Annotated in this window: 22 protein-coding genes; 13 read left to right on the forward strand and 9 right to left on the reverse strand. The window is 56.9% G+C overall.

The window, feature by feature from the left end; all coding sequences use genetic code 11:
• Window positions 1–93: 93 nt before the first annotated feature.
• The 4 genes from IEX74_RS06295 to fumC form a co-directional block, all read right to left on the reverse strand.
• Window positions 94–495: a diacylglycerol kinase family protein gene (locus IEX74_RS06295; RefSeq protein ID WP_188812209.1), complete on the reverse strand. Its 402-nt coding sequence runs from the start codon at window positions 493–495 to the stop codon at window positions 94–96.
• Window positions 479–1075 carry a GNAT family N-acetyltransferase gene (locus IEX74_RS06300; RefSeq protein WP_188812210.1) on the reverse strand — a complete coding sequence of 199 codons (597 nt, stop codon included), beginning with the start codon at window positions 1073–1075 and terminating at the stop codon, window positions 479–481. Before IEX74_RS06300 ends, IEX74_RS06295 begins: the two co-directional genes overlap by 17 nt.
• A gap of 100 nt (window positions 1076–1175) precedes the next feature.
• On the reverse strand, window positions 1176–2297 hold the full coding sequence (locus tag IEX74_RS06305; RefSeq protein WP_188812211.1) for a DHH family phosphoesterase: 1122 nt from the start codon (window positions 2295–2297) through the stop codon (window positions 1176–1178).
• Window positions 2298–2331: 34 nt separating this feature from the next.
• Window positions 2332–3735 carry a class II fumarate hydratase gene (fumC, locus tag IEX74_RS06310; protein ID WP_188812212.1) on the reverse strand — a complete coding sequence of 468 codons (1404 nt, stop codon included), beginning with the start codon at window positions 3733–3735 and terminating at the stop codon, window positions 2332–2334.
• Window positions 3736–3952: 217 nt separating this feature from the next.
• On the opposite strand from fumC, the gene IEX74_RS06315 reads away from it, so the two are divergent.
• The gene (locus IEX74_RS06315) at window positions 3953–4330 is read left to right on the forward strand and encodes a dodecin family protein (protein ID WP_188812213.1); all 378 of its coding nucleotides are present in this window, start codon (window positions 3953–3955) and stop codon (window positions 4328–4330) included.
• Between the two features lie 80 nt (window positions 4331–4410).
• On the opposite strand, the gene IEX74_RS06320 is transcribed toward IEX74_RS06315, so the two are convergent.
• Window positions 4411–5811: an energy transducer TonB gene (locus IEX74_RS06320; protein WP_188812214.1), complete on the reverse strand. Its 1401-nt coding sequence runs from the start codon at window positions 5809–5811 to the stop codon at window positions 4411–4413.
• The gene (locus IEX74_RS06325; protein ID WP_188812215.1) at window positions 5798–6415 is read right to left on the reverse strand and encodes an RNA polymerase sigma factor; all 618 of its coding nucleotides are present in this window, start codon (window positions 6413–6415) and stop codon (window positions 5798–5800) included. The genes IEX74_RS06320 and IEX74_RS06325 overlap by 14 nt, the downstream gene beginning before the upstream one ends.
• Before the next feature lie 119 nt (window positions 6416–6534).
• Here IEX74_RS06325 and IEX74_RS06330 point away from each other — a divergent pair, with 119 nt between their 5' ends.
• Complete coding sequence (locus IEX74_RS06330; protein WP_229755136.1) at window positions 6535–8565, forward strand: vWA domain-containing protein; 2031 nt, start codon at window positions 6535–6537, stop codon at window positions 8563–8565.
• A 145-nt stretch (window positions 8566–8710) separates the two neighbouring features.
• Here the strand turns inward: IEX74_RS06330 and IEX74_RS06335 are convergent, their stop codons facing one another.
• Window positions 8711–9469, reverse strand: coding sequence for a porin family protein (locus IEX74_RS06335; RefSeq protein WP_188812216.1), 759 nt, complete (start codon window positions 9467–9469; stop codon window positions 8711–8713).
• Window positions 9470–10014: 545 nt separating this feature from the next.
• On the opposite strand from IEX74_RS06335, the gene IEX74_RS06340 reads away from it, so the two are divergent.
• The 10 genes from IEX74_RS06340 (at window position 10015) to IEX74_RS06385 (ending at window position 22592) form a co-directional block, all read left to right on the forward strand.
• Window positions 10015–10548, forward strand: coding sequence for an RNA polymerase sigma factor (locus IEX74_RS06340; protein ID WP_188812217.1), 534 nt, complete (start codon window positions 10015–10017; stop codon window positions 10546–10548).
• Between the two features lie 15 nt (window positions 10549–10563).
• Window positions 10564–11424, forward strand: coding sequence for a HEAT repeat domain-containing protein (locus IEX74_RS06345; protein ID WP_188812218.1), 861 nt, complete (start codon window positions 10564–10566; stop codon window positions 11422–11424).
• A gap of 204 nt (window positions 11425–11628) precedes the next feature.
• Window positions 11629–12411, forward strand: a complete 783-nt coding sequence (locus IEX74_RS06350) for a DUF4097 family beta strand repeat-containing protein (protein ID WP_188812219.1) — start codon at window positions 11629–11631, stop codon at window positions 12409–12411.
• 138 nt (window positions 12412–12549) lie between these two features.
• The gene (locus IEX74_RS06355; RefSeq protein ID WP_188812220.1) at window positions 12550–13320 is read left to right on the forward strand and encodes a DUF4097 family beta strand repeat-containing protein; all 771 of its coding nucleotides are present in this window, start codon (window positions 12550–12552) and stop codon (window positions 13318–13320) included.
• Between the two features lie 406 nt (window positions 13321–13726).
• A complete protein-coding gene (locus IEX74_RS06360) occupies window positions 13727–16237 on the forward strand; it encodes a TonB-dependent receptor (RefSeq protein WP_188812221.1) in 2511 nt (836 codons plus the stop codon).
• A 278-nt stretch (window positions 16238–16515) separates the two neighbouring features.
• Window positions 16516–17814, forward strand: coding sequence for a hypothetical protein (locus tag IEX74_RS06365; RefSeq protein ID WP_188812223.1), 1299 nt, complete (start codon window positions 16516–16518; stop codon window positions 17812–17814).
• Between the two features lie 434 nt (window positions 17815–18248).
• Window positions 18249–19079: a prephenate dehydratase gene (locus IEX74_RS06370; RefSeq protein WP_188812225.1), complete on the forward strand. Its 831-nt coding sequence runs from the start codon at window positions 18249–18251 to the stop codon at window positions 19077–19079.
• Between the two features lie 109 nt (window positions 19080–19188).
• Complete coding sequence (locus IEX74_RS06375; protein ID WP_229755137.1) at window positions 19189–20370, forward strand: pyridoxal phosphate-dependent aminotransferase; 1182 nt, start codon at window positions 19189–19191, stop codon at window positions 20368–20370.
• 135 nt (window positions 20371–20505) lie between these two features.
• Entirely contained in the window at window positions 20506–21348 is an 843-nt protein-coding gene (locus tag IEX74_RS06380) for a prephenate dehydrogenase (protein ID WP_188812227.1), read from the forward strand.
• A gap of 158 nt (window positions 21349–21506) precedes the next feature.
• Window positions 21507–22592, forward strand: coding sequence for a chorismate mutase (locus IEX74_RS06385; protein ID WP_188812229.1), 1086 nt, complete (start codon window positions 21507–21509; stop codon window positions 22590–22592).
• Window positions 22593–22751: 159 nt separating this feature from the next.
• Here IEX74_RS06385 and IEX74_RS06390 read toward each other — a convergent pair whose 3' ends face one another.
• Window positions 22752–23042, reverse strand: a complete 291-nt coding sequence (locus IEX74_RS06390) for an Rdx family protein (protein ID WP_188812231.1) — start codon at window positions 23040–23042, stop codon at window positions 22752–22754.
• A gap of 33 nt (window positions 23043–23075) precedes the next feature.
• Window positions 23076–24095 (reverse strand): tetratricopeptide repeat protein, encoded by a 1020-nt coding sequence (locus IEX74_RS06395; protein ID WP_188812233.1) that lies wholly within the window; start codon window positions 24093–24095, stop codon window positions 23076–23078.
• Window positions 24096–24352: 257 nt separating this feature from the next.
• On the opposite strand from IEX74_RS06395, the gene IEX74_RS06400 reads away from it, so the two are divergent.
• Window positions 24353–25726 carry a lysophospholipid acyltransferase family protein gene (locus IEX74_RS06400; RefSeq protein WP_188812235.1) on the forward strand — a complete coding sequence of 458 codons (1374 nt, stop codon included), beginning with the start codon at window positions 24353–24355 and terminating at the stop codon, window positions 25724–25726.
• Window positions 25727–25749 lie beyond the last annotated feature (23 nt).

The following is a 25749-nucleotide window of genomic DNA, read 5'->3' on the forward strand; positions in this document are numbered from 1 at the left end:
GAACGTGCAGACAAGTTGCTTTGCAGCTTATCTGCTAGGTTCAATACCCTAGGTTGTCCATTCTCTCTATCTAACGAATCAACTCAGCAATAGTTAGTGAACCAACGCCAGCACGCGCGGCCCAAAAATAAACAGTCCTACTACCAACGCCGCAACAGCGGCTACCAGTACAGCACCCGCCGCTACATCCTTGGCTTTGCCCGCCAGCGGGTGGTACTCCGGCGACACCAGATCAGTTAGCGCTTCAATGGCCGTATTCACCAGCTCCGCCGTCCAGACGGTACCGACGGCTACGGCCACCAGCATCCATTCGGTAGCGGTAAGCTCGAAGTAAAAACCTAGGCCAACCACAATAACGGTAGCCGCGGCGTGAAACTGCAAGTGCAGCTCCGAGCGCAACGCCAGCCAGATACCCCGAAAGGCGTGCCCGAAGCTAGCCGCGCGGCGCCGCAGCAGACTGCGTTTGTCGGGGTTCGGCTTAGCCACGGGCGTCATATTCGCGGAACACGGTTTGGCGCAACTCGTCCCACTCAGGCTTTAAGATGCTGAAATACACCGAGTCGCGACGTACACCGCCCTGCGTGATGAGGTGGCTGCGCAACGTGCCTTCCTCCGTAGCACCCATGCGCCGCATGGCCTCCTGCGATTTAGTATTGCGGGCATCTGTCTTCAGCTCAACCCGTTCGCAACCTAGCTCTCCGAAGGCGTATTTCAGCAGCAAGTGCTTGGCAGCCCGGTTGATACCCGTGCGCTGAAACTCCCTGCCCAGCCACGTCCAGCCAATTTCGAGGCGTCGGTCGTTCATGGCGAAGCTACAATAGCTGGTGGTGCCCGCAAGGCGCCCCGTTTTCCGGTCGATGATAGCAAACGGGTAGCGTGCGCCAGCATTGCGGGCAGCTATGGCATCAGCCAGGTAAGCCGCCAGATCGACGCTGTTTCTGGGCGCCGGCGTTATCATCCATTGCCAGATTTCAGCGTCGAAAGCAATGGCTTTCAGCGCGTCAAAATCCGAAGCTTCCAGTGGCCGAAGCCGGACGCGGGAATTTTCGAGCGTGATACAGCGGGAACAGTCCATAGAGGGGTGGATTTGGGCCGCAAAGATAGAGTTCCGGAAAATGAAAAGGCACCTTTGGTTTTCCTGTCATTCCGAGCTAAGCGAGGAATGACAGAGAAGCTCACACCTCATATCCCAACCCGCGCAACAACGTCTCAAAATCAGCTGCCGACAAATGTCCGCCGCTCGCTTGCGGGTGGCCGTGGGCAAAATTGCTGGGCGGCACGGCGACAGTGCGCGCAAAGGCAGCCCGTAGCAGCTCCGGAATATGCAGGTCGCGGTTGGCCGTGCGGCCGGCTACAGCTATGTTGCCATCCGGTAAATACCCTAGGTTGGCGCACAGCACCACCCGATCCGGCAGGCGCTGAATCCATTGCTGAGCAATAAGCGGGTGAATCTGGCAGGGTGAATCCAAGGTAATGAGGGCTACCGGCGCCGCATCAGGGCTAGCTTTGGGAAAGCGCGGCGGCAGACGGCGGGCGGCTTGCAGAGCGGCACTTACCTCGGCGCGGTATTCGGCCAGCACGGTATCCTGCGCTAATGGACGCGGGTTATCATCTAGCATTAAATGGCTTAGCGGTCGAGCTAGGTCGAACTCACCGGCGCGGCGGGCGGCGTTGCACAACGCTACGGCTTCTTTGAGCCACTTGGCGGTGTATTGCTTTTTGGTTTCGGCTAGCAGCGGCCACGGTGCGGCGTCACCTAGGTCGGAGATGATGCCGATGGCCGCTACCCATTGTAAATCATTGATTTCTGCTTCCGTAGCAACTAGCTCGTAGGCCAGCCATGCCGAGCACGGCACTGGGTCGAGGCCATAGCCGGTCAGCACCGTACTGCCGGTGGGCGGGTAGCCTTCGGGAATGTGGTGGTCGACGTAGAGCACCGGCACGCCGTCGGCTTCCAGGGTGCCGTTGGCATGGACACCTAGGTCCGTGACGATCAAAGCATCGGGCTTTAGCGCCAGCAGCTTTTCGCGGATGGAAGGCGTCAAAAAAGCATTTTCGCCTTTGCCCGATGGCAGTACTTCCACTTGCCAGCTAGATTGTAGGCGTTGCAGACCGCGGCCAAATAGGGCACCCGCTGCCAGTCCATCCGCATCGAAGTGGCAGAACACAACCACGCGGCCGCTAGGCGGAATCTTATCCAGAAAGGCGCGGAACGGCGCCACAAACTGAGGGAAAGCAGCAGGCATAAAAAACGGACTGCCAGCATGGTAGCCAGCAGCCCGTTGTTCGTAAAGCACAGCGCTAAGGTTTAGCGCCTGTAGCATTAAGCGTTTACTTCGGCAGCTCGCCGACCATGTCTTCCGGCTTGAGCCACTCGTCGAACTGCTCTTCCGTCAGGTAACCTAGCTTGAGCGCCGTGGCCTTCAGCGTGCTGCCTTCGCGGTGGGCCGTTTGTGCGATTTCGGCGGCTTTGTAGTAACCAATGTGCGGGTTCAGGGCCGTTACCAGCATCAACGACGAATCGACGTGCTTCTTGATGTTGTCTTCCAGGGGGCGGATGCCTACGGCGCACTTATCGTTGAACGACACGCACACGTCGCCGATCAGACGGGCCGAGTGCAGGAAGTTATAGATCATCAAGGGCTTGAATACGTTCAGCTCGAAGTGGCCGTTCATGCCGCCGATGTTGATGGCCACGTCGTTACCCATCACCTGCGCTGCTACCATCGTCATGGCTTCCGACTGGGTCGGGTTCACCTTGCCGGGCATGATGCTGGAGCCAGGCTCGTTGTCGGGGATGAATAGCTCGCCGATACCCGCGCGCGGACCCGAAGCCAGCAAACGGATGTCGTTGGCAATTTTCATCAGGCTGGCGGCCACCGTCTTGAGCGCGCCGTGCGCTTCCACAATGGCGTCGTGGGCGGCCAGGGCTTCAAACTTGTTTTCGGCCGTCACGAAGGGCAAGCCCGTCAGGTTGGCAATGTGCTTGGCCACGTTTTCTGAGTAGCCGGGAGGCGTGTTGATGCCCGTGCCCACGGCCGTACCGCCGAGGGCTAGCTCCGAAAGGTGAGCTAGGGTGTTTTTAATAGCGCGCAGGCCATGGTCGAGCTGCGAGGCGTAGCCCGAAAACTCCTGCCCTACTGTGAGTGGCGTGGCATCCATGAGGTGGGTGCGGCCGATCTTCACGATGTTCATGTACTCCTTCGACTTCTGCGCCAAGGTGTCGCGCAGCTTCTCGATGCCGGGGATGGTCACCTCCACCAGAATCTTGTAGGCGGCAATGTGCATGGCCGTCGGGAAGGTGTCGTTGCTGCTCTGCGACTTGTTCACATCGTCGTTCGGAGCAAGGGCCTTTTTCTCATCAAGGAGGTCGCCGCCTTGCAGCACGTGGCCGCGGTAGGCTACCACTTCGTTCACGTTCATGTTGCTCTGGGTGCCCGAGCCGGTTTGCCACACCACCAGCGGAAACTGGTCGTCGAGCTTGCCTTCCAGAATCTCGTCGCACACGCGGCCGATCAGGTCGGATTTTTCCTGCGGCAAGATGCCCGCGTCGAGGTTGGTGAGAGCCGCAGCCTTCTTGAGGTACGCAAACGCGCGGATGATTTCCTTGGGCATCTTATTGATGTCCTGCGCGATTTGGAAGTTCTCGATCGAGCGTTGGGTTTGGGCGCCCCAATAGGCGTCGGCGGGCACCTGAACGGGGCCCATGGTGTCTTTTTCGGTCCGGAATTGCATGAACGGGAAAGCTGATTAAAGGAATCCGACTTGGTGCGGCAAAAGTAAGGAACTGCGGTGTAGGAACGCGCCACGGCGCGTTCAATCGTTGAACAACCTCGTGCTGCCTTATACGGCGGCAAATGGGGTGTGTAAGAACGCGCCGTGGCGCGTTCCTACACACCCTTGTCGGCCAAGCTTGCGTACAGGAGAGCCTACCAATTCGCCCTTTATACCGATGAGCACGATCAAGAAAGTAATCGAAGTACTGGCCAGCTCGCCCAAAAGCTTCGAAGACGCCCTGCAACAAGCCCTCACCGAAGCTAGCACCACCGTGCGCGGCATCACCTCCATCTACGTGAAAGACCAGAGCTGCAAGGTGAAAGACAACAAGATTGTCGAGTACCGCATCACGGCCAAGGTTACGTTTGAAGTGATGCACAAGTGGAACCCCAACGCCATCAGCGCCGAGGATGAAGCCGAAGACGCGCCGGAAGGCGGCGGGGCCCCCGACTACAGCCACATCGAAATCAAAACCCAGCCCGACCTGCCCCGCGAAGTTGAGCCCGGCGGCAGCGCCACCGAACCCGAAAGCGGCGGCGGCTACAGCGGCTAAATGGTGAGCTGGTGAACTGGTGAGTTGTCGTTCCGTTCTGTTTACGGATTAAAACAATAACTCACCAGTTCACCAGCTCACTATTTCACCATAAACGGCACGTTTACTCTAACCTTTTGGGCGGCAGGGCGGCCTTTGATAATGGCAGGGCGCCAACTGGGGCCTTCCTGCACGAGTCGCAAGGCTTCGGCGTCGCACTCTTTGCTTAGGCCGCTCACCACCTTCAGGTTTTCGATTTTGCCTTCTACGGTCACGGTGAACTCTAGCTTCACCGTTCCTTCCAGATGCTTGCTTTCGGCTTCCTCAGGGTAATGCAGCTCCTTTTTGAGGTATTCTTCAAAGGCTGGAAAGCCACCGACGGGCATGGGGGCAACGGGGGGCGGCGCGGGCATCTGGCCCTTCCTTTTGCTGCCAGATTCTACCATCACTACTTCGCTGAGCGCCTTCGTGTTGGCGGCCAAAGCTAGGGTGAGTGTGGTGTCATTAGCTAGATTTTTCTGCTGTGTTTCGTAGCCGATTGAGCTGACTGTCAGGGCATCAATGTTTTTAGGTACAGCTAGGGAAAAGCGGCCATCCGGGCCTGTGCTGGTGCCGATGTTGGTACCTCTCACCAGAATTGTCGCGCCCGGCAAGGCTTGCCCGGATTGCTGATCGATGATGCGGCCAGTGATAAGTCGCGTGTTGGGCCGCGCCGCAGGAGCTGCTCGCCGGAATCTGACAGCTGCCGCATTTTGGGGTGCGGCAGCAACAGCGACTTCTTCGTGCTTGGTCTTCGCCTCTTGCGCTATTGGTGCCAGAACCGAATCAGGCGTGCTGGCTGATCTGGCCACGCTGGCCTGCGCTACCATGTCTCTGGGCTCCGTGCTGATGCTATCGGCCACGCTTTGCAACTCACTGGCCTTCATTAATGTAGCCGTTTCGGCAGTTGAAGGTCTGGCACTTTTAGCAAGCAAAGCCGAGCGCGGCTTGGATGCGGACCTAGGTGCCATGGCTATGTCGGCCGGTGCCGCTTGCGGGATGCTAGGTGCGGCAGCAGCCGGCGCGGCGAGTGGCGCGTCAGCCGGCTGCGTACTAGGGCGCACGGTCACGGTGGCGACTTCCCGGGTCGAGTGCCGGGTTTTAAACTTCTGCTGACCTAGCCAGCCAACAGCGCCCACCAACACGAAGAGCAAAACCGCCGCCGCGATGGTCGACAGGCGTTGCCACGCAATGGGTGCCTGCCGTGGCTCTTCCTCCTCGATGCGAGTGCGCAGCCGTTGCTGCAACTGGCTCAAAGCCTTGTCGGTAGTAGCCAGGTCAGTCATGGAAAGACCTTCCAGCACTTCGGCGCAATACGGACAACCTAGGGTGTGCGCTTCCACCGCGTGCTGACTGGCCGGCGTGAGCGTACCGGCCACGTACTGCCGCAGCAAAGCCAGCGGCAGGTGCCCCCCCGAGGAGGTAGGCAGCGAGGAAGACGGTGACGGATTAGCGGGCCGCATTGGCAGAAGATTCGAGGGAGCGTTTGAGGTTGCGTTTGCCGTTTTGCAAGTGGCTTTTCACCAGACCTAGGTCGTAGCCGGTTTCGTCGGCTATTTCCCGGTAACATTTCTTTTGCAGGTAAAACAGCTCCAGACAGCGGCGCTGGCCTTCCGGTAGTTCGGCCAAGGCGTGTTCCATAGCCTGGAGGCGTTCTTCGGTGAGGGCCAGGTCGTCGGCTTCATCATCTAGATGCGCGGCGGGCGCCGATTCCACAGCGGCTGCGTCGGGAAAGTGCAGCACCAGCGGTCCGCTCTCCGGTCCGGCCCGCTGGCGGGCCCGCAGCTGCATGAGGCAGTAGTTGCGGGCCGTGGTGTGCAGCCACGCCGGAAAATTGCTCACTTCGTGCTGCTGCAGCGTGACGACGAGCTTTTCAAATAGCTGCATCACAGCATCTTGAGCGTCTTCATCGGGACGCAGGTAGCGGCGGCAGATGGCAAACACCGCCGGCATGTGTCGCTCGTAGAGCGCACCTAGGTCGGCTACGTCGCCGTGGCGGCGGTAGCGGACGAGCAGCTCCTCATCAGATAGCTCGGCAGGCGACTTCGGGCGGCGCTTGAAAAACATGCGTTACAGAGTTAAGCAGATTTTCCGAAAGCCTAAAAAAATCCGGTGCCCGCGTGTGGAATTCTCCGCACTCCAGCATCAGGATTTACAAACAGACCTTTCACTAAACCTCTGCTATCATGAACAAGCTATTTTTCGCCGTTCTCGCCATCATGCTAGCGGCCGTGCTGCTCGCCAGCGGTCAAACTCCAAAATCTGCGAAAGCAAGGCAGTTGGCTACCAAGTCAATAGCTGATACGCTCACGGTGCGCGGCCGCGTGACGGATAAAAACGGCCAGGGCGTACCCGGCGTGACGGTGGTGGTGAAAGGCACCAAAACGGGTACTTCAACCAATTTCAACGGTACCTACCGCCTAACCACTTCGAAGAATAGTCGGGTGCTTGTTTTCAGCCAGATCGGCTACATAACGGTCGAGAAAACCATTAGTAAGCAGCGGGTTGTGAATGTCGTATTGGCGGTAACACCTAGCCAGTTGCAGGAAGTAGTCGTGACGGGTGAGGCGGTACAACACAGGCGTGACGTGACGGGCAGCGTTAGTGTTGTTACGGACGCGAGAATGCTGAAGAGAAGTGCGCCCACGAAAGCACGTAAGTTCGAGCAAGTGTCACCTGATCTGAATGGGCTTGAGGGTGGAACCAGCTCCGAGCCAGTACAGGAGCAGGTCGAGCACAAAGTGTACTCCTATGTGGAACGGGTTCCGGTATTGCGCACTCCCGAAACCCGCGAATCGTACGCCAAAATTCAGGAAAACGGCTTCCATTCTGCTCAGCAGGAGCCGTTAAGCACGTTCTCCATCGACGTGGATGCGGCTAGCTACGCCAACGTGCGACGCTTCCTCAATCAAGCCCAGCGCCCGCCCCGTGATGCGGTGCGCATCGAGGAAATGGTGAACTACTTCACCTACGACTACCCGCAACCAACTGGCAACGAGCCTTTTTCTGTCACGACGGAGCTGGCTGCCTGCCCCTGGAATCCGCAGCACCAGCTGGTGCATATCGGCTTGCAAGGTCGCAAAGTGGAAACCCAGAACTTGCCGCCGGCTAATCTGGTGTTTCTCATCGACGTGTCGGGCTCGATGATGGACGCCGACAAGCTGCCGCTGGTGCAAGCTAGCTTGCGGCTGCTGGTGAAGGAGTTACGCCCCCAGGATAAGGTGGCGATGGTGGTGTATGCCGGTGCTGCCGGCTTGGTGCTGCCGCCAACTTCCGGCGCGCAGCGGGAGAAAATCCTAGGTGCTATCGACCAATTGCAAGCCGGCGGCTCCACGGCTGGTGGCGCGGGCTTGCGCCTGGCCTACCGCATCGCGCGTGAGCAGTTCCAGAAAGGTGGCAACAACCGCGTGATCCTAGCTACCGACGGCGACTTCAACGTGGGTGAGCAGAGCAACGACGCCATGGAGCAGCTCATTACGCAAGAGCGCGCGTCGGGCGTGTTCCTCACCGTGTTAGGCGTGGGCGAAGGCAACTTGCAGGACAGCAAAATGGAGCTGCTCGCCGACAAAGGCAACGGCAACTACGCCTACCTCGACAACCTCGACGAGGCGCGCCGCGTGCTGGTGCGGCAGTTCGGCGGCACGCTGTTCACTATTGCCAAAGACGTGAAGCTTCAGCTCGAATTCAACCCGGCGCGGGTGCAGCAATACCGCCTCATCGGCTACGAAAACCGCACCCTCGCCGCCGAAGATTTTAACAACGACCGCAAAGACGCCGGTGAGCTAGGTTCCGGCCACACCGTCACGGCCCTCTACGAAATCGTGCCCGTGGGTGCGCCGCCCGTTGTCGATAAGCTTAAGTATCAGCCTGCGGCGGCGGTTGCCAAGGTGCCTAGCATTGCTGATGTGATGACGGTGAAGCTGCGCTACAAAGAACCACAGGGCACCACCAGTCGCCTGTTGGAGCGAAGCCTGCGCGGGGCAGCCAATCCCATCGAAAAGGCTTCCGAAAACCTGCGCTTTGCGGCGGCCGTGGCCCAGTTCGGCATGCTCCTGCGCCAGTCCGACCACCTAGGTTCGGCTACCTACGCCAACACCATCAGCCTGGCTAGCGGCGCCCGCGGCAAAGACCCGGAAGGCTACCGCGCCGAGCTGGTGCGGCTGCTGAAAATGGCGGAAGGATTGCGCCCGGAGGCGCCGGTGTACGGGGCGCGCTAGCAGGTAAGGAAAGCGTATTGTTTATCTATAAGATGTGTTCGATCAATATGTAAATCATCTTTATAACCCCCTCTACTTCCAATCACCACCAAAAAGCCCCACCGCAATGCAGTGGGGCTTTTTACTTGGCAGTGGAAAAGGAGCATTAGAAAGAGAAGTTCGCGGAGGCTTTGAAGACCCGGTTCTGGGAGTTGGAGCTGCCGTCTTTGTCGAGGGAAGAAAGGCCGTAGTCGTAGCCGGCGCTGAAACCTAGGCCGTTGTCGAACTGGTAGCCCAGGCCGCCCGCCGCACCTAGGTCAAGGGCACGGAACTGGTCTTTCACGTTGATATCCTGCTGATAGCCTGAGCCATCGGTGCCGCCTGAAGTGACGTGTACGTTGCCGTTCATCAGATAAGAGGCCTGCGGCCCGGCGTAGAGGTACAACCCTTTGACTACGTAGGCTTTGAGCAGCACCGGCACGTCGATATAGTTCATGCGCGCTGTAGCTGTGCCCTGCCGTAGGGCAAGAGCCTCGCCTTGCTGCACCGGCACTGTGCCCATGGTCGTGATGCCCTTCTGCGAGTAGAGCACGCCGGGCTCAAGCGCGAAGTGCTTGCCCAACGGAATGGTGGCGTAGAGGCCCGCGTGAAAACCGGTTTTAGTATCCTTGGCTAAGGCCGCGTTGGTTAAGTTGCTGGTAGAGAGCAGCGTTTGCGCTGCCTCACCCGACCAGTCGGCTACGTTCAGGCCGGCCCGCACGCCGAACTTTACGGGTCGCGCCACGCTGGGGTGAACTGGCTCCTCATAATACGTGTACACCGGCCGGTGAATAGGCTTAAATACCTGAGCCTGAACGTTTGACAAAGAAGCAGAAACCAAAAGAATAGCCACAGCCAGGCGGCTGCCAAGACGCAGAAAGTTCATCGCTAAGAAGAGAAGGGAGTGGAAAGAAGAATAAGCCAGCGACTACTCGGGCGCGCTACCCAGGAGCTAGGGGCTGTGCTAGGTATATTTGAAAAATCGTGCCAAATCGTGAAATAATACCGATCTGTTTTGCTAACTAACATTCGTTCAGAAGATTGAATGTGAATAGTTATCATAGACAGAATACTATTAGTGAGGCACGAACAAAGTTTTGGTCCTACTTACTACCAGAATTTTGCTGTTGATGGCACAGACCTAGGTGCTTGCCCTGCTCAACGTGCTATAGCGGCGTAATATTTTACAGCAGCTCATCCAGCGACCTGTAGAGACGCAACATATTGCGTCTCGTCGTTACGGATGTTGTTTACCTAGGTCATTCTGAACCGCATCGTTCTAGGCAGGTCGTTCAATTACAAGACGCAATATGTTGCGGCTCTACAGCCTACCCGAAAAATTTTTCAGAGTGCTTGTAACGTTTGCCGCTGCTTCCGGTACTCCTGTCAAATTTCCAAAAACGCACCCTTTCACCCCCAACCGAAACCCTGGTGGAAACGACCGACGAGGCGCTGATGACGCAGGTACAGGCCGACAACCTGGATCAGCTCGTGCCGCTGTTTGAGCGCTACCACCAGCCGTTGTTCAGCTTTCTGTGCCGGCTTACCGGCGACCGGGAGGTGAGCCAAGACCTAGCGCAGAACGTGTTTTACCGCGTGCTGAAATACCGCGCCAGCTACCACGCCGGCCAGCCGTTTCGGGCCTGGATCTACCAGCTGGCCCGCAACGTGCACACCGACCACTGGCAGCAAAACCGCCGGCCGACCGCCGACGTGGATCAGATCGAGCACACCGCCAGCTACGGGCGTTCGGCCTTGGCCCACGCTGCCGCCACCGACCGTGACGCGGCCTTACAGGAAGCCCTGGCCCTGCTGCCGCCCGACCAGCGCGAAATCCTGGTGCTGCACCGCTTCCAGGGTTTCGACTACGCCGAAATCGGGGAGCTGCTGGGGTGCACTGCCGGGGCCGCCCGCGTGAAAGCGCACCGCGCCCTGGAAGCGTTGCGTAAAATTTACTTCAGCTGATTTTTCCTTAGTGCCATGCATACGTCTTTCACCTCTCACGATCTGCCTGCTTCCTGCGCCGCGCTGGAAGACTTGCTGCCGGCCTACGCCGAGGGCGAGCTAGCTCCGGCGGAGGTAGCCCAAGTGGAAGCACACCTAGCTACCTGCGCCGCTTGCCAGGAGAAAGTAGCCCAGTACCAGACCCTTGCGCAAGATCTATTAGGGCTGCCTCTCGCTTGCCCCACGCCCGAAATGCGCACCGACTTTATGGCGATGCTGCACCGCGAAAAAGCGGCTTTAACGACTGAGAACGTCGCGCCAATTGCCAACGCCGAACCTAGGGTTGAGCACGAAGCCAAGGTAATTTTGATGTGGAGCCGGCCGGCCACGCGGCAGTGGCTGCAAGTAGCAGCCAGCATTCTGCTGGTAGCCGTGGGCGTGGTACTCGGCCTGGTGTTGCATCCTGGTTCTGAGCAGCTTGCAGCCAACCAGACGCGCAAACCTTCCCTCGCCACCCAGCTTGCCACGGCAGCCACGCAGCCCGCCACCGCCAGCGACCGGATTCAGCTGGTGAGCAACGCGCCTACCACCAATCAGCAGAACGATGCTACGGTGTTGGTGCTTGTTAATACGCTTAACACTGACCCCAACCCCAACGTGCGTCTGGCTGCCTGCGAAGCGCTCTACCGCCTGCGCAAAGATCCTAGGGTAGCGCCCGCGCTGGTACACTCCCTGCCCCTGCAAACTGACCCCAACGTGCAGATCACGCTGATTGAGCTGCTCGTGGCGCTGCGTACGCCCGAGGCCGTGCCTCAGCTAGAGCGCCTCGCCCAGCGCCGCGACGCCCTGCCGGCCGTGCGCCAACAGGCCGAACAAGGCATCGGCTTACTGATTTAGAATAGAACGTCATGCTGAGCTGGTCGAAGCATCTCCACCGCAATGGTAATTCTGACGCTAGCACAACGAAGCGGTAGAGATGCTTCGACCAGCTCAACATGACAATCAACTAAAGTCTCACACCACACTTAGCTTGCCTTTCCAGCCGGATGAAAATTCCCGGCGCAGGCCTGCTTTTGCCCAAATTAAAACTAATTGTTTGCTATGAAAAAGTCTGTTTTGCTGGCCGCTGCCGGCGTCGTGCTCGCCTCGTCTTCTGCCCTTCATGCCCAGGAATACCGCACCAAGCTGAGCGGCAAAGACCACAAAATTGTCATCGAAATGCAGGCCGGCGACGTGACCGTGGAAGGTGTTGACGGCGACGAGGTTGTCATTAAAGGCAATGGCTACGAAGAGCCTAACAAGCGCGCCGAAGGTCTGCACGCCGTCTACAATTCGGCCGTCGACAACACCAAGCTAGGTTTGTCGGTGACCAGCTCCGACAACACCTTGCGCATCGTGAAAGCCTCCCGCAAAGAAGGTACCTACACCATCCGGGTGCCGCGGCGCGCCGATGTAGCCTTCACCCAAAGCGGCTGGGGCGGCGGTAGCGACGTGCTCCTCCAGAACCTGAACGGCAGCGTGGAAGTAGCCATGAAAAATGCCAGCGCCAAGCTCCTGAACGTGACCGGCCCGGTCGTGGCTAACACCGTGAGCGGCGACATCACCGTGCGCTTCGCCAATCTGCGCCCCGAACCTAGCTCCATCTCCGTCGTCAGCGGCAACGTGGACGTGACGCTGCCGGCCAACAGCAAAACCACGCTCACGATGCGCTCCATTTCGGGCGAGCTGTACACCGACCTCGACTTGGCCTTGCCCAAAGGCAGCGGCAACGAAACCATGCGCCAGGTCGGCGGCACAACGGTAAACGGCACCCTCAACGGCGGCGGCACCTCCATCACGCTAAAGACGATCAGCGGCGACGTGTTCGTGCGCAAAGCCAAGTAGCACGAAAGAAGGAGCCAACCTAGGTGCTTGCCAGAACACTGCGAACCTTCGCGCTCCTCTGCGGGAAACAGCAGCTGCCTTTTCCAGAATTACTCCCTTGTAAAATAACCAACCCCTTCACCTTCAAAGCCTACCATCATGCGTCCCTCTTTCTTCTCTCTTCTTGTAGTTGGATTTGTGCTGGGCGTGGCGCCTGGTGCTATGGCCCAAAAAATCATCGAAAAGAACGCGCCCATTGCCAAGGGCCAGCGCGTAGTGCTCAACCTGCCCCAGGGCAATGCTATTCGGATTCGGGCAGGCGTGGGCAAGGCGTTGGCGGTGAAAGCCAGCGTCGATATCAACCAGAACAAGCTCAACGACGCCTTGCAGCTGACGCTCACCAGCACCACCGACGCCGTCACGCTGAAATCGGAGCTAAACGAGGAGATGCTGAAAAACTCGCCAGCCAACGACTGCCCGGAGAATGGCCCGCGAACTTACTCCAACTGGTCGAATGGCAAGAAAGGCTACTCCATCTGCACCAATATCACCTACGAAATCACCGTCCCCGACGGCGTCGACCTGACCGTGAGCACCATCAGCAGCTCCATCGACGTGCAAGGTCCCACCGGCGCCCTCGATGCCAAGTCTATCAGTGGTGATGTGAACGTGAAAGGCGCCACGGCGGCCATCAAAGCCAAATCCATCAGCGGCGCCGTCGACGTGAGCTGGCCCGCCGCCAAGGGTGCCGAGCTAGCCATGAAGACCATCACCGGCGAAGTGTATACGGATCAGGATATTGTCTTCCAGAACAAGCGCGACAAGCCCGGCCCGGTTGGCTACCAGCTCCGCGGCACGCTCAACGGCACCGGCCCGCTCGTGCAACTAGAGTCCATCAGCAACGACGTGTACTTCCGCAAAACGAAGTAGAAACACCTGTCTGTGTCTCAGCGTCAGAACGATCTGCAATAGAACAGCTTAGCCTAGAGCAACCTAGGTAAATAGCATCAGCAACGATTGAGACCCAAGCTAGGTGTCTCTACAGCAATCCTGCTCTCTAAAATAAAAACGAAATATTTCGTAGAATTAATTGGTGCTACGAATCTATTCGTATAAGTTTGAAGTACGATAATATTCGTACTAAAAGTCGCCCTATGTTGCCCTTCCGTATCTACGCAGTAAGCACAACCTAGACTTGCACCCTGCCTTTCCGCAAGCGCCCAGCTAGCTCCCACAAACCTCCTTCCATTTTCCACTCTTCCTCTGCCCGCTCTGCTGGCAGCCGGCTCTTTACGTGCCTTCACCGGAGCTGTCTGGTTCTATCAAAATGCTCATTATGAAACACTTAATATTTATTCCTGCGTTCATAGGGCTCAGTCAGTCATTGCTGGCACAAGCCCCGGCTGCCGTAGCAGCGCCTGCGGTAAAAGCCACGGCGGGGCAAGGCCGCCTCAGCGGCTCGGTGGTGAATGCCAGCACCCGGCAGCCGGTCGAGTTTGCCACCGTCGGCTTGCTCGATCAGGCCACCGGTAAGATGGTGGAAAGCGGCGTGTGCAACGCCAAGGGCGAATTCTCCTTTACCAAAGTGGCGGCCGGCGAATACAAGCTCAGTATCAGCTTTGTAGGCTTCCAAACCAAAATACTGGAGCATGTGAACGTGACGAGCGGCAGCGCCCCAAACCTAGGTGTACTTCTGCTGACGCCGGCCGCCCAGCAGTTAGGTGAGGTGAAAGTGACCGGCGAGCGGGAGCTGATCGAGAACAAAGCCGACCGCCTCGTGTACAACGCCGAGAAAGACCAGAGCAACACCGGTGGCACGGCCGCCGACGTGCTCAAGAAAACGCCCATGCTCAGCCTCGACGCCGACGGCAACCCCGAGCTGCGCGGCTCCACCAGCGTGAAGGTGCTCATCAACGGCAAACCCAGCGGCATGCTCGCCAACAACATCGCCGACGCCCTGCGCCGCCTACCCGCCGACAAGATCAAGTCGGTGGAGGTAATTACCTCACCTTCGGCCAAATACGATGCAGAAGGCTCGGGTGGCATCATCAACATTATTCTGAAGAAAGGCGACCTATCGGGCACGACGGGCTCAATCAGCGCCACGGTGGGCAACATGAATAACAGCCTGAACAGCAGCATCACGCAGCACCAAGGCAAGCTGACTACTACGTCAGAGCTAGGTTTGGCGTCGTACTTCAACCGCTACCACAGCGAGATTAGCCGCACCGATGTGCTGGCTCCCGGCGAAGTTGCCCAACTCAGTCAGCGCACCGCCACCCGCAACTACAACCAAGGCCTGACCGGCCGGCTGAGTTTCGACTACGACCTGACTACCAAGGATGTGCTGACCCTAGGTGCCAACACCGAGCTGTTCCGCTACCGCGGCACGCGCGGCATGACTTCCGCCTACACGGCGCCAAATCTGCCCGATGACATCTATCGCCGCGATATTGACTGGCCTTATGCGGAAAACCGCTTTCCGAGCCTCGATGTGAATGCTGGCTATACCCACACCGGCAAGCGGCCGAAGCAGGAGTTCAGCGTGCTGGGTTTGCTGAGCACGAGCACGGGCCGGCAGGCGTATTTTCTGGATCAATTCCGGAGCGAAGGCATCGACTACCACGAAACGAACGTGAATACGAGCCGCAACCGCGAGCTGACCTTTCAGGCCGACTACGCTCAGCCAACCGACAGCACGGGCCTGCTGGAGCTAGGTGCCAAAACCATCCTGCGTCGCGCCAGCAGCGACTACACCGTGCAGGCCGATAGCCTCGAAGGCCGCGGCTTGGCGTTAGTGCCGTCTCGCTCCAACCAGTTCGATTATCAGCAGAATGTGTACGCAGCTTATTTGTCGTATGGCTTCAGCCTGCATAAAGTGTACAGCTTCAAGCTAGGTACCCGCGTGGAACACACCAGCGTGCTCGGCGATTTTGCCACCTCCACCGACCAAGTGCGGCAGGACTACACGAACGTGATTCCGAACGTGCTGGCCTCGTATGACTTTGGCGCTAACAAAGAACAGAAGCTCAAGATTAGCTACACCCGCCGCATTCAGCGCCCCGATATCTGGCTGTTGAATCCGTACGTGAACGTGAACAACGGACGCTCGGCCCAATCCGGCAACCCCAACCTGCGCGCCGAGCTGGCCGACGCCTACGAGCTAGGCTACAGCACCAGTCACAAGAGCAGCACGCTGAACCTCTCGGCCTACTGGCGGCAGACTAACAATGCCATCCAGCAGGTGTTCACCCCGGTGCCGGCCCGCACCATCTTCCCCGACGATACTACTAACACCAGCGTGCTCTACAGCACTTTCCAGAACGTCGCGCGTCGGTCTAGTGGCGGTCTGAGCATCACCGGCTCTACCAAACCCAATCCCAAATGGACGCTGAACGCTACTCTTAATGCCTTCTATCTCAGCGTGAAGAGCCCGATGCTAGGTTTTGGCAACCAAGGTTTCATGTACAACGGCAACTTCTCCTCGGCCTGGACTTTCGAGCACGGCTACAGCCTGCAAGCCTCGATGTACGTCAGCTCGCGGCGCATCTTGTTGCAGGGTGATGTGAGTGGCTTTCAGACCCATACGCTTTCCGTGAAAAAGGAGCTATTTGATAAGAAAGCTAGCCTCACGCTCAACCTCGAAAATCCGTTTTCCCGCACCATCCTCTTTCGCGCCGATTTCGCTGTGCCCGACAGCTACAACCTGCGCAGCGACCAGTATGCCTATAATCGCGCTGTGCGCCTCAGCTTCAACTACCAGTTCGGCTCGACAGATGCTGGCCCGTCGCGCCCCCGCAAAGCCATCCGCAACGATGATCAGAAGAAAGGCGAAAATGGCGGCTAGATGTAGCGCCCGCAAATGTTGAATGTGCCTCTTGCCGAGGTTGCAACCCTGATCAGGCTTCAAGGCCGGTCAGGGTTTTGCCTGAAGGGCGAGGACGTTTGGAAAAGGTATGAACTAGTCTTCCTGCTAAAACCAGAGCATAATCAACTGAGTGAAAGTGACTATCATTAATTAAGGTTGGCTAATATTATATATCATAAGGTTGGTCATACATTTGTAATTACTATTCTTTGAATAGGAGTATGATTCATCATTTTATAATCCACATAAAATCTAACATGAGGAAGAATTTATTATTTCTGATTGGCTTGGTCTTCTTATTAGCTTGTAAAAAAGAAGATGATCCAGATGGTCCAACCAGCTACCCGGACAAGATAGTATTGAGCGAGCCTAAAGTCGTCGGTGATTCGATTAAGCTCCAGTGGACCAAGCTGGAAAATGCCAACTTTATGAGCTATAGCGTATTGCGTAAAACACCGTCTGACAGCTATCAGATTCCTATTGCTCAGAACTATCGGGCAGATCAGGTGTCTTTTGTGGATAATACTGTGCCTTACAGCGCTACGGTTGAATATCAAGTAATAGCCCGGATATCGTCTAACCAACCTAACCAACCTAATCAGGCTGGTCAGACGATCAGTAGTAACATTATTAGCTACCAGCGAAAGGATATAAAAACGCTAGCTATTGCGCCGTACGATGTACAATTCCGGCCCCAGGATAGACTGCTATACTTCTTCGAAAAGAGCGGCACTATCTCTAAGTACGATGTTAAGAGCGAACAGATTGTCAAATCGGTGAATACGGCGGCTACTATTGGGTACTGTGATTTTGGTACCTACAATGGTGTAGAAGAGCTTTATGTACCGCGTAATGATGGATGGATATTTATTTATGATGCAGCTACGCTGGCCAAAGTAGACCAACTCAATGTGGGCCTGTCTTCTTCTTGTGTAGTAGCCTATAATGGTTTACTCTTCATCTCTACCTCTGCATGGACTAATCGGCCGCTCAAAGTATACAATCGAGCTACCAAGCAGTTGATATCAGAAACTGGTGACTTTGATCAAACACGCTTCAAACGTTTTCCCAACTCAGCGACTGAGTTGTTAGAAATTACGCTGAACATTGGACCCACTGATCAGGATTACTATAGCTTTAATGCAAATGGGACTTCTTCATACCACGTGAATGATCGATATCATGGAGACTATCCACTAGATGCAAACATCTTTGAGTTCTTTCCGCAAGGCAACAAGTATATCACTGCTTCTGCTGGTGCCATCTACCGCAAGGACATGACGTACGAAGCTAGCTTACCTCGCGGGAATAAGGAATTTACAACTTTTTGCTTCGACGAATCAGCGCAGTTAATCTACGCGGGAACCAGAACAAAAAGCCTAGAGGTGTACACAATAGCTAGCTACAATTACATGCGCTCAATTGCTACAAAAGCGTACCCCTTCAAGTTGTTTAAGGATACTAATGGTGGTTTTCTGTGTGTAAGCTCTATAAATCCTCCAGCTTCCTACTATAGTCCCCCCTCATCAGGTATAATTATTGAACAGGTGAAGTAGCGAAGATGAATGAGGTACTAGCGTTGAAGATTACTTCTTGATGGGTTTTAAGCGTTAGGGAGCACATTTATTTTTTGCTTTTCCAAAAAGCTTTTCTCACTTTTAGCGCACCAAGCATTGCAATTCCATGCCTACCCAATCGGCCCGCTTCTTTTTTAGCTACTTTTTCTACTACGCGAAAGCATAGCAGCGAGGCCTTTTTGTAGCATAGTCATACAGAACACGAAAAGCGCCTCCTGCTCCCAGGAAGCGCTTTTTTGTTATCAGAAAACAGTACGCAGAATGAAATTCCTGGCTTCTTTTTACTACGGGTTTTACTTCTTCTTTTACCGGAAGAAGCGGGCCCTCCTTTGTAACTCCTGAACCAGGAACACAAACGAAAAGGGCCCCGCACCGCGGAAGCCCTTTTTTATTGCTCATTATTCTCAATAGTCATGATTCCCAAAATTGCCATCCAAGGGTTCGAAGGAAGCTTCCACCAAATAGCCGCCCGCCACTATTTCGGCACCGATATCACGTTCGCGACGTGCGCCACGTTTTCGGAAGTGGTGCGGCAGGTGACCAGCGAGGAAGTGGACTGCGGCCTGATGGCAATTGAGAACTCCATAGCCGGCAGCATTTTACCCAACTACAACCTGCTGCAACAGGCCAACCTGCGCGTGACCGGCGAGGTGTATCTGCGCATTCGCCAGCACCTGCTGATGCTGCCGGGCCAGTCATTGGAAGATATCCGCGAAGTGCACTCGCACCCGATGGCCTTGCTGCAATGCCGGGCTTTCTTGCGCAAGCATCTTGACTGGCGCTTGGTAGAAACGGAAGACACAGCGCTGAGCGCCAAAAACATCCGTGAGCGGCACTTGGCTGGTACCGCCGCCGTAGCCGGCAGTCTGGCCGCCGAGCTTTTTAACATGGACATCGTAGCGGAAGACATTCACTCCGACGACCAGAACTACACGCGCTTCCTGGTGGTGGAGCGAGCTGAAAAGGCCAAGCCGGTGGCTAACGCCAACAAAGCTTCTCTGTACTTCCACACCGACCACCAGCAGGGCAGCCTCGCCCGGGTGCTCGTGCGCATCGCCGACCGCGGCATCAATCTCTCTAAGCTTCAGTCGTACCCACGGCCGGGCTACACCTGGCAGTATTACTTCCACGCCGACCTGGAGTTTGACGACGCCCGGCAGCTCGAAAAAGTACTCGAAGACATTGCCCCCGTGACTGACAGCGTGCGGGTGCTAGGCGTGTACCGCAAAGGAGAAACTTACTAAAACCTCTCGACCCCAGGGTTGAAACCCTGGGCTACGCAGCGGAAAAGATGTTTCGCTATGCTAATTACAACCCTAAACAGCCCAGGGTTTTAACCCTGGGGCAAGAACAATGACCATGCAGATCAGCACCGCCCAGCGACTGGCCCAAACCGGCGAATACTACTTCTCCCAGAAGCTCCGCGAAATCGAAGGGCTGAACAAAGCCGGCGCCGATATCATCAACCTAGGTATTGGTAGCCCCGACATGCCGCCGCACCCCAGCGTCATCAAGGCGCTGACGGACAGCGCAGAGCTGCCGAACACGCACGCCTACCAGGGCTACAAAGGCGTGCCCGCCCTACGCGAAGCTATGGCCAGCTGGTATGAGCGCAGCTACGGCGTAACGCTGAATCCCGACACGGAAGTGCTGCCGCTGCTGGGCTCGAAGGAAGGCATCATGCACATCTGCATGACGTTCCTGCAAGAAGGCGACAAGGTGCTGATTCCGAATCCTGGTTATCCAACGTATCGCGCTGCTGCTCAGCTAAGTGGCGCTACCATCGTTGACTACGACCTGACGGCCGAGCGCGGCTGGCTCCCCGACCTGCAAGACCTAGCTCAGCGCGACCTAAGCCGCGTGAAGCTGATGCTGGTGAACTACCCGCACATGCCCACCGGCGCACAGGCCACACCCGAGTTCTTCGCGGAGCTGGTAGCCTTTGCAAAGGCGCAGAACATCCTGCTGGTGCACGACAACCCGTACAGCTTCATCCTGAACGACAAACCCACTAGCCTGCTCGCTACGCCCGGCGCTAAAGACGTGGTGTTGGAGCTGAACTCCTTGAGCAAGTCGCACAATATGGCGGGTTGGCGCGTGGGCATGCTGGTCGGTCGCGCCGATCTGCTGCAAGACGTGCTCCGCTTCAAGAGCAACATGGATTCGGGCATGTTCCTGCCGGTGCAGCGCGCCGCTGTGGCTGCCCTTCAGCTAGGTGATGAGTGGTACGAGGAACTCAACCAGCACTACCGTGCCCGTCGTGAATTAGTGTTTGAGCTGCTCACCACCATCGGCTGCACCTTCGACCGCCAGCAAACGGGTATGTTCGTGTGGGCTTCTATTCCAGAGAGTTACGCTGACGGCTACGCGGTGAGCGACAAGTTTTTGCATGACGCCCGCGTGTTCATTACGCCCGGCGGCATCTTCGGCAGCAACGGCAACGCCTTCGTGCGGGTCAGCCTCTGCCAGCCGGAAAAAGTATTCCGCGCCTCTCTGGAGCGCATTGTGAAAGCCTTGCAACCTAGCTCCGTGTAGCGCAGACTTTGTAGTCCGCGCATGAAGTGGGTAAGCACGGATATACGGCAGGTGTGGACTACAGAGCCCGCGCTACACCGCTCTACTAACCTCCTCAACCCTAAGCACCAAGCACTAGGCATAAGTACTAAGTAAATGGTAGTCACGATTATAGGTATTGGCTTGATTGGTGGTTCGTTGGCGCTGAGCCTGCGGCAAACGGGCATTGCTTCCCGCGTCATTGGCTTGGACCGCAACCCCGAAAACCAGCAGAAAGCCCTGGACCTAGGTCTGGTCGATGAAGTCACCGCCGACCTGGCTTCCGCCGTGCACCGCTCCGACTTAGTGGTAGTGGCCGTGCCCATGGATGCCATGCTCACGGTGTTGCCGCAAGTATTGGCGCTGGTTGATAAGCAGGTAGTTATCGACGTGGGTTCTACCAAGCAACAGCTCCTGGAAGCCATCAAGGACAGCCCGAACCGCGGCCGTTTTGTGGCCGTTCACCCGATGGCCGGTACTGAGTATTCGGGGCCGGAAGCAGCCATTCCGCACCTGTTCGAGAACAAGACGCTCGTGATCTGCGATGCTGAAAGCAGCGACCCAGATGCCGTGACGCTGGTGGAAAAGGTGTTTCAGCAGTTGCCCATGCGGCTCGTGTACCTAGGTGCTGCCGACCACGATGTGCACACGGCCTACATCTCGCATATCTCGCATATCACTTCTTTCGCGTTGGCCCTCACCGTGTTGGAGAAAGAAAAGGAGGAGCAGCGTATCTTTGAGTTGGCCAGCGGCGGCTTTGAATCGACGGTGCGTCTGGCCAAAAGCTCTGCTGCCATGTGGGTGCCCATCTTCCGCCAGAATCGCACGAACGTGCTCGACGTACTCGACGAGCATTTGCGCCAGCTCCAACACATGCGTGACCTGATTGCGCAGGAAAACTATCCGGCCGTGACCGACCTGATTCACCAAGCCAACCTCATCCGTAAAATCTTGAAATGATGTGTTGATTTTTTGATGTGCTGGTGGGCTGGTTAGTAATGTGGATAGGTGGTGTTTCCAGCGATTCATTTTCCTGCTCATTGTAAATTCAGCCCACTGGCACATTAAAACTCAACACATCAACACCCTAGCAAATCAAAAACCAGCACATTCATATAATGGAACAAACCGCACCCGTGGCCGCTGCCGAGCAGCCCCTCATCCGCAAAAAGCCACTTATCATCTCGGGTCCGTGCAGCGCCGAAACCGAGCAGCAAACCATCGAAACCTGCACGCGCCTAGCGGCTACCGGCAAGGTAGATATGCTGCGCGCCGGCATCTGGAAGCCGCGCACCAAGCCCGGCTTGTTCGAGGGCATTGGCACGAAAGGTTTGCCCTGGCTGAAGAAAGCGAAAGACCTGACGGGCTTGCCCATCACGGTGGAAGTGGCTACTGCTAAACACGTTGAGGACTGTCTGGCGTTCGATGTGGACGTGCTCTGGATCGGGGCCCGCACGACGGTAAACCCCTTCTCGGTGCAGGAAGTGGCCGACGCGCTGCGTGGCGTGGATATTCCGGTGCTCATCAAGAACCCCATCAACCCCGACCTGGAGCTATGGATGGGCGGCGTGGAGCGCATCGCGAAAGCCGGTATTAAGAATATCGGTCTGATTCACAGAGGTTTCTCGAACTACGGCAACACCGAATACCGCAACGCTCCGATGTGGCACCTGCCCATCGAGATGAAGCGCCGCCTGCCCGACATGCCGCTCATCTGCGACCCAAGCCATATCGGCGGCCGCCGCGACGTGTTGCAAAGCCTCGCCCAAAAATCCATCGACCTTGACTTCGACGGGCTGATGATTGAGTCGCATATTGACCCCGATAACGCCTGGAGCGACGCCAAGCAGCAAGTAACGCCCGAGCGCCTCGCCGAGCTACTCGATAGCTTGGTATGGCGCCAGGAAACGACTGATAAACAGGAGTTTCTGACCGCCCTGGAAAAGCTGCGCCAGCAAATCAATCACCTCGATGACGAGATTCTGCAACTGATCGGCAACCGCATGGCCGTGGCCGAGAAAATCGGTACCTACAAGAAGGAGAACAACATCACCATCCTGCAACCTAGCCGTTGGAGCGAAATCCTGGAGCGTGGCGTGCAGAAAGGCGCCAAGTTAGGTCTGACCGAAGACTTCATCCATAAGTACCTGGATGCTATTCACCTGGAGTCGATCAACCGCCAGAACCGCGTGATGAACGGGTAGACCTGCTCTTTAGCCTCTATCGTATTCGGTCGTCATTTCGACCAACGGGAGAAATCTCGCGTGCTGTCGTTGCAATTACCGCCTGGCGTCTGCACGCGAGATTTCTCCCGTTGGTCGAAATGACGTTCTTTTTATAAGCTGGTTTACACTGACTTTAAATCAGTTGTTTGCCACCGGCCGGTCGCTGTGACCTAGGTTCCGGTCCGGCGCAATCCGGTCGCGGATGAGCTGCTTCAGCTCTTTCGACTCCGGAAAGCGGCTGGCTTCTTTGCGCGAAAAGATCAACTCGTCATTCAGTCGCACTTCAAAAATGCCGCCCGTGCCCGGCACCAGCGCTACTTCCCCTAGCTCGGTGTCGAAGGTAGTGAGCAGCTCCTGCGCCATCCAGGCGGCGCGCAAAAGCCACCGACACTGCGTGCAATACGTTATTTCGACGCGCGGGCTAGGCATGAGAAAAGCTAGGTAGAAGACTGAGGAAGAAGACTATTGCGAGGCAGATTCCTTGGGCTTGTCCTCTGACTTAGAGGCTTCCGGCGTAGGCTTTGGTGCATCCTGGGCAGGTACCGGGCTAGGTGCCGGCTCCGGCGCCGCCGACTTGGTCGCTGTCGAGTCTTTCGCTGCGGCTGCTTTCGGGCTAGCTGCCTTGGCTCCCGCCTTGTGCGTGGTGGGCGACTTGGGGTGTGAGCCGATCTTGGTGCTGCGTGCGTTGGGGCGGTTGGCCGTTTTTACCCCGATACCCTTAATCCGGTCTTCGATTTCGCTGAGCAAAAAGGCCGCATCCGACTTGGGCTGGTCGTCCTGAAACTGGTCGCGGGCCAGGATGGCTTCTTCGCGCGCCTTGTCGTACTGCTTCAGCTCCAGGTACACAAAAGCTAGGTTGAGGTGCGTGGGCGGATAGTCTTTGCGCAACTCGATGGAGTGCAGAAACGGCGCGACGCTTTGCCTGAACTGGCCCAGGCGCTGGTAGGCGTAGCCCACGGCGAAGTAAGAGTAATAATCGCCGTAGCCATTGTCGTGTGCTACAGCGTAGTGCTTGATAATCAATGGGAAAAGATCGTCTTCCAGAATCCTCTTTTCGGCGCAGTCGCACTGTTGCAGGCTGAAATAGTAGTCGCCCAGGCCGCGGTCGAGCTTGTAGTTATTGGGGTAGCGGCGCTTGAGCGAATCGAGGGCGCGGCCCACCCGAAATCGATACGTGGTACCCCCGACGCCTTCCTTGTAGCGGTTATCGTCCAAGGTTTCCAAAATCGGCAAGTCCTTGAAGGTGAAGGTGTGATACTGATGGGTGCCGATGCTGTAGTTGAGGGCATATTCCTCTTTTTTCAGGACGACGGCCAGCTTGCTATTGTGCGGATCATACTCCTGCAGCATCCGAAAGGCCGCGTCATACTTTTTCTGCGCCACGAGGTCGTCGGCTTTGCGGAGCACGGCCATGTTGGTCTGGGCGTGAGCGGCGCTCGTCAGTAGCAGACAGGCAGTGAGAATACGTAGAAGAAAGCGCATGAGAGACGAAAGCGTGAGAGAGGATCTAAGTAGTTGTAACGTGCAAAGCTAGGTCTGAAAAGTGTCTTTGCTTTTGAGGAAGCCAGCCAGCCGCATCGTGCGGCCCCGGCCAGCAAACACCTAACAAACGTTGAAGTGCGTACGATGCTTGCTTATAAAACGGAATGGCTCCGAAAAATACTATGGATTTTGTATCATGTACGCAGCCTGGCCTACGCAAGATCTAAACCTAGCCTGCTTTTCCAGGGCCCCTGCTTATGCTCTTTTATACCCTGATGAAACCCGTGGCGCAGCTGGCGCTACGCATTTTCTTTCACCGCCTGGAAGTGCGCCACCGCGAACGACTGCAATTACCAGGACCATTATTACTAACTGCTAATCACCCGAATACGCTTATGGACCCGCTGGTTGTTGCTATCAACCGGCGCGACCCGGTTGCGTTTCTGGCCAAAAGCACCTTCTTCCAGAATCCTATTCTGCGCCGGATTATGACCTCCGGCAATTCCATTCCGATTTACCGCCGCCAGGATGTGGATAAGAACAGCCCGGTAGCGCCCGCCGAGCTGGCGCGCCGCAATGAAGCTGCTTTCAGCCGCAGCTACGACTATCTCGACCAGGGCGGCACCGTCATGATTTTTCCCGAGGGTACGAGCGTTTCGGAGCGCCGGTTGCGGCCGCTCAAAACCGGGGCGGCCCGCATTGCGCTCGGCGCCGAAGCCCGCCACGATTTCAGCCTAGGTTTGCGCATTTTGCCGGTGGGTATCAACTACTTCGATCCGGCCCGTTTCCGCTCCGATGTGCTCGTAAATGTCGCGCCGCCCATTGTAGTGGCCGACTACGCCGCCGCCTATCATCAGGACCCGGAAGCCGCCGCCGACGCGCTGACCGAAGAAATTCGGGAGCGGCTGGAGTGGCGCCTCATCATCACGCGCGACGCGGCCGAGGATGAATTGGTGCAGCAAGTGGAAGATACCTTTACCAATCACCTCATCGCTGACGACCAAGAAACGCTCTACGACAACTTTCAGCTTAGCCGCACGCTGCTGGAAGGGGTGGCATTTTTCGAAAAGCACGACCCCGCTCGCCTTCAGCAAGTGCGCGACCAACTCACCACGTATCTGCTCGACCTAGACCGGCTCCGCCTCACCGACGCGGCCTTGGAGCCGGGCAGTAAAGAAGGACGCTTGGCCCGCGGCATTCGCACCACCCTGAAGCTGACCTTAGGTGGTCCGGTGTGGCTTTATGGCTTGATCAACAACTACATACCCTACATTCTGCCTTCGATGGTGGCCCGGCGGGCAACCAAAGATGTGGAGTTTGTTGCGCCGATAATGCTGGTGGTGGGGATGCTGACCTTTCCCTTGTGCTACGCCGCGCAAATCCTGCTGGTGCACCACTTCACCCAGGATTGGCGCTGGACCACGCTCTACGCCGTGAGCCTGCCGTTCGCCGGATTTTACGCGCTCAGCTACTGGAACAGCCTGGAAGCCAGAATACGACGCCTGCGCGCTTGGCGTTTGTTTCGGCAGCAGCGAGTGGTATTCGAGCATCTGCTGCGTCAGCGAGCTACAATTTTGCAGCTGCTTAATGAGGCGCGTACGGCATATTTGAAGGCGACAAGCGAAGTGTAGGCCAGGGTGGGATTTGGCGCATC

Origin of the sequence: Hymenobacter cavernae, assembly GCF_014641455.1 — a bacterium.
Lineage (GTDB): Bacteria > Bacteroidota > Bacteroidia > Cytophagales > Hymenobacteraceae > Hymenobacter > Hymenobacter cavernae.

Bases quoted from the DNA above. Each gene is read 5' to 3' on its own strand.
- IEX74_RS06300 (WP_188812210.1), bottom strand. From the start codon at position 1,075: ATGGACTGTTCCCGCTGTATCACGCTCGAAAATTCCCGCGTCCGGCTT.
- IEX74_RS06395 (WP_188812233.1), bottom strand. From the start codon at position 24,095: ATGCGCTTTCTTCTACGTATTCTCACTGCCTGTCTGCTACTGACGAGC.
- IEX74_RS06365 (WP_188812223.1), top strand. From the start codon at position 16,516: ATGAGGAAGAATTTATTATTTCTGATTGGCTTGGTCTTCTTATTAGCT.
- IEX74_RS06350 (WP_188812219.1), top strand. From the start codon at position 11,629: ATGAAAAAGTCTGTTTTGCTGGCCGCTGCCGGCGTCGTGCTCGCCTCG.
- IEX74_RS06345 (WP_188812218.1), top strand. From the start codon at position 10,564: ATGCATACGTCTTTCACCTCTCACGATCTGCCTGCTTCCTGCGCCGCG.
- IEX74_RS06320 (WP_188812214.1), bottom strand. From the start codon at position 5,811: ATGCGGCCCGCTAATCCGTCACCGTCTTCCTCGCTGCCTACCTCCTCG.
- IEX74_RS06380 (WP_188812227.1), top strand. From the start codon at position 20,506: ATGGTAGTCACGATTATAGGTATTGGCTTGATTGGTGGTTCGTTGGCG.
- IEX74_RS06325 (WP_188812215.1), bottom strand. From the start codon at position 6,415: ATGTTTTTCAAGCGCCGCCCGAAGTCGCCTGCCGAGCTATCTGATGAG.
- IEX74_RS06375 (WP_229755137.1), top strand. From the start codon at position 19,189: ATGACCATGCAGATCAGCACCGCCCAGCGACTGGCCCAAACCGGCGAA.
- IEX74_RS06330 (WP_229755136.1), top strand. From the start codon at position 6,535: ATGAACAAGCTATTTTTCGCCGTTCTCGCCATCATGCTAGCGGCCGTG.
- IEX74_RS06315 (WP_188812213.1), top strand. From the start codon at position 3,953: ATGAGCACGATCAAGAAAGTAATCGAAGTACTGGCCAGCTCGCCCAAA.
- fumC (WP_188812212.1), bottom strand. From the start codon at position 3,735: ATGCAATTCCGGACCGAAAAAGACACCATGGGCCCCGTTCAGGTGCCC.
- IEX74_RS06390 (WP_188812231.1), bottom strand. From the start codon at position 23,042: ATGCCTAGCCCGCGCGTCGAAATAACGTATTGCACGCAGTGTCGGTGG.
- IEX74_RS06295 (WP_188812209.1), bottom strand. From the start codon at position 495: ATGACGCCCGTGGCTAAGCCGAACCCCGACAAACGCAGTCTGCTGCGG.
- IEX74_RS06360 (WP_188812221.1), top strand. From the start codon at position 13,727: ATGAAACACTTAATATTTATTCCTGCGTTCATAGGGCTCAGTCAGTCA.
- IEX74_RS06370 (WP_188812225.1), top strand. From the start codon at position 18,249: ATGATTCCCAAAATTGCCATCCAAGGGTTCGAAGGAAGCTTCCACCAA.
- IEX74_RS06400 (WP_188812235.1), top strand. From the start codon at position 24,353: ATGCTCTTTTATACCCTGATGAAACCCGTGGCGCAGCTGGCGCTACGC.
- IEX74_RS06385 (WP_188812229.1), top strand. From the start codon at position 21,507: ATGGAACAAACCGCACCCGTGGCCGCTGCCGAGCAGCCCCTCATCCGC.
- IEX74_RS06335 (WP_188812216.1), bottom strand. From the start codon at position 9,469: ATGAACTTTCTGCGTCTTGGCAGCCGCCTGGCTGTGGCTATTCTTTTG.
- IEX74_RS06355 (WP_188812220.1), top strand. From the start codon at position 12,550: ATGCGTCCCTCTTTCTTCTCTCTTCTTGTAGTTGGATTTGTGCTGGGC.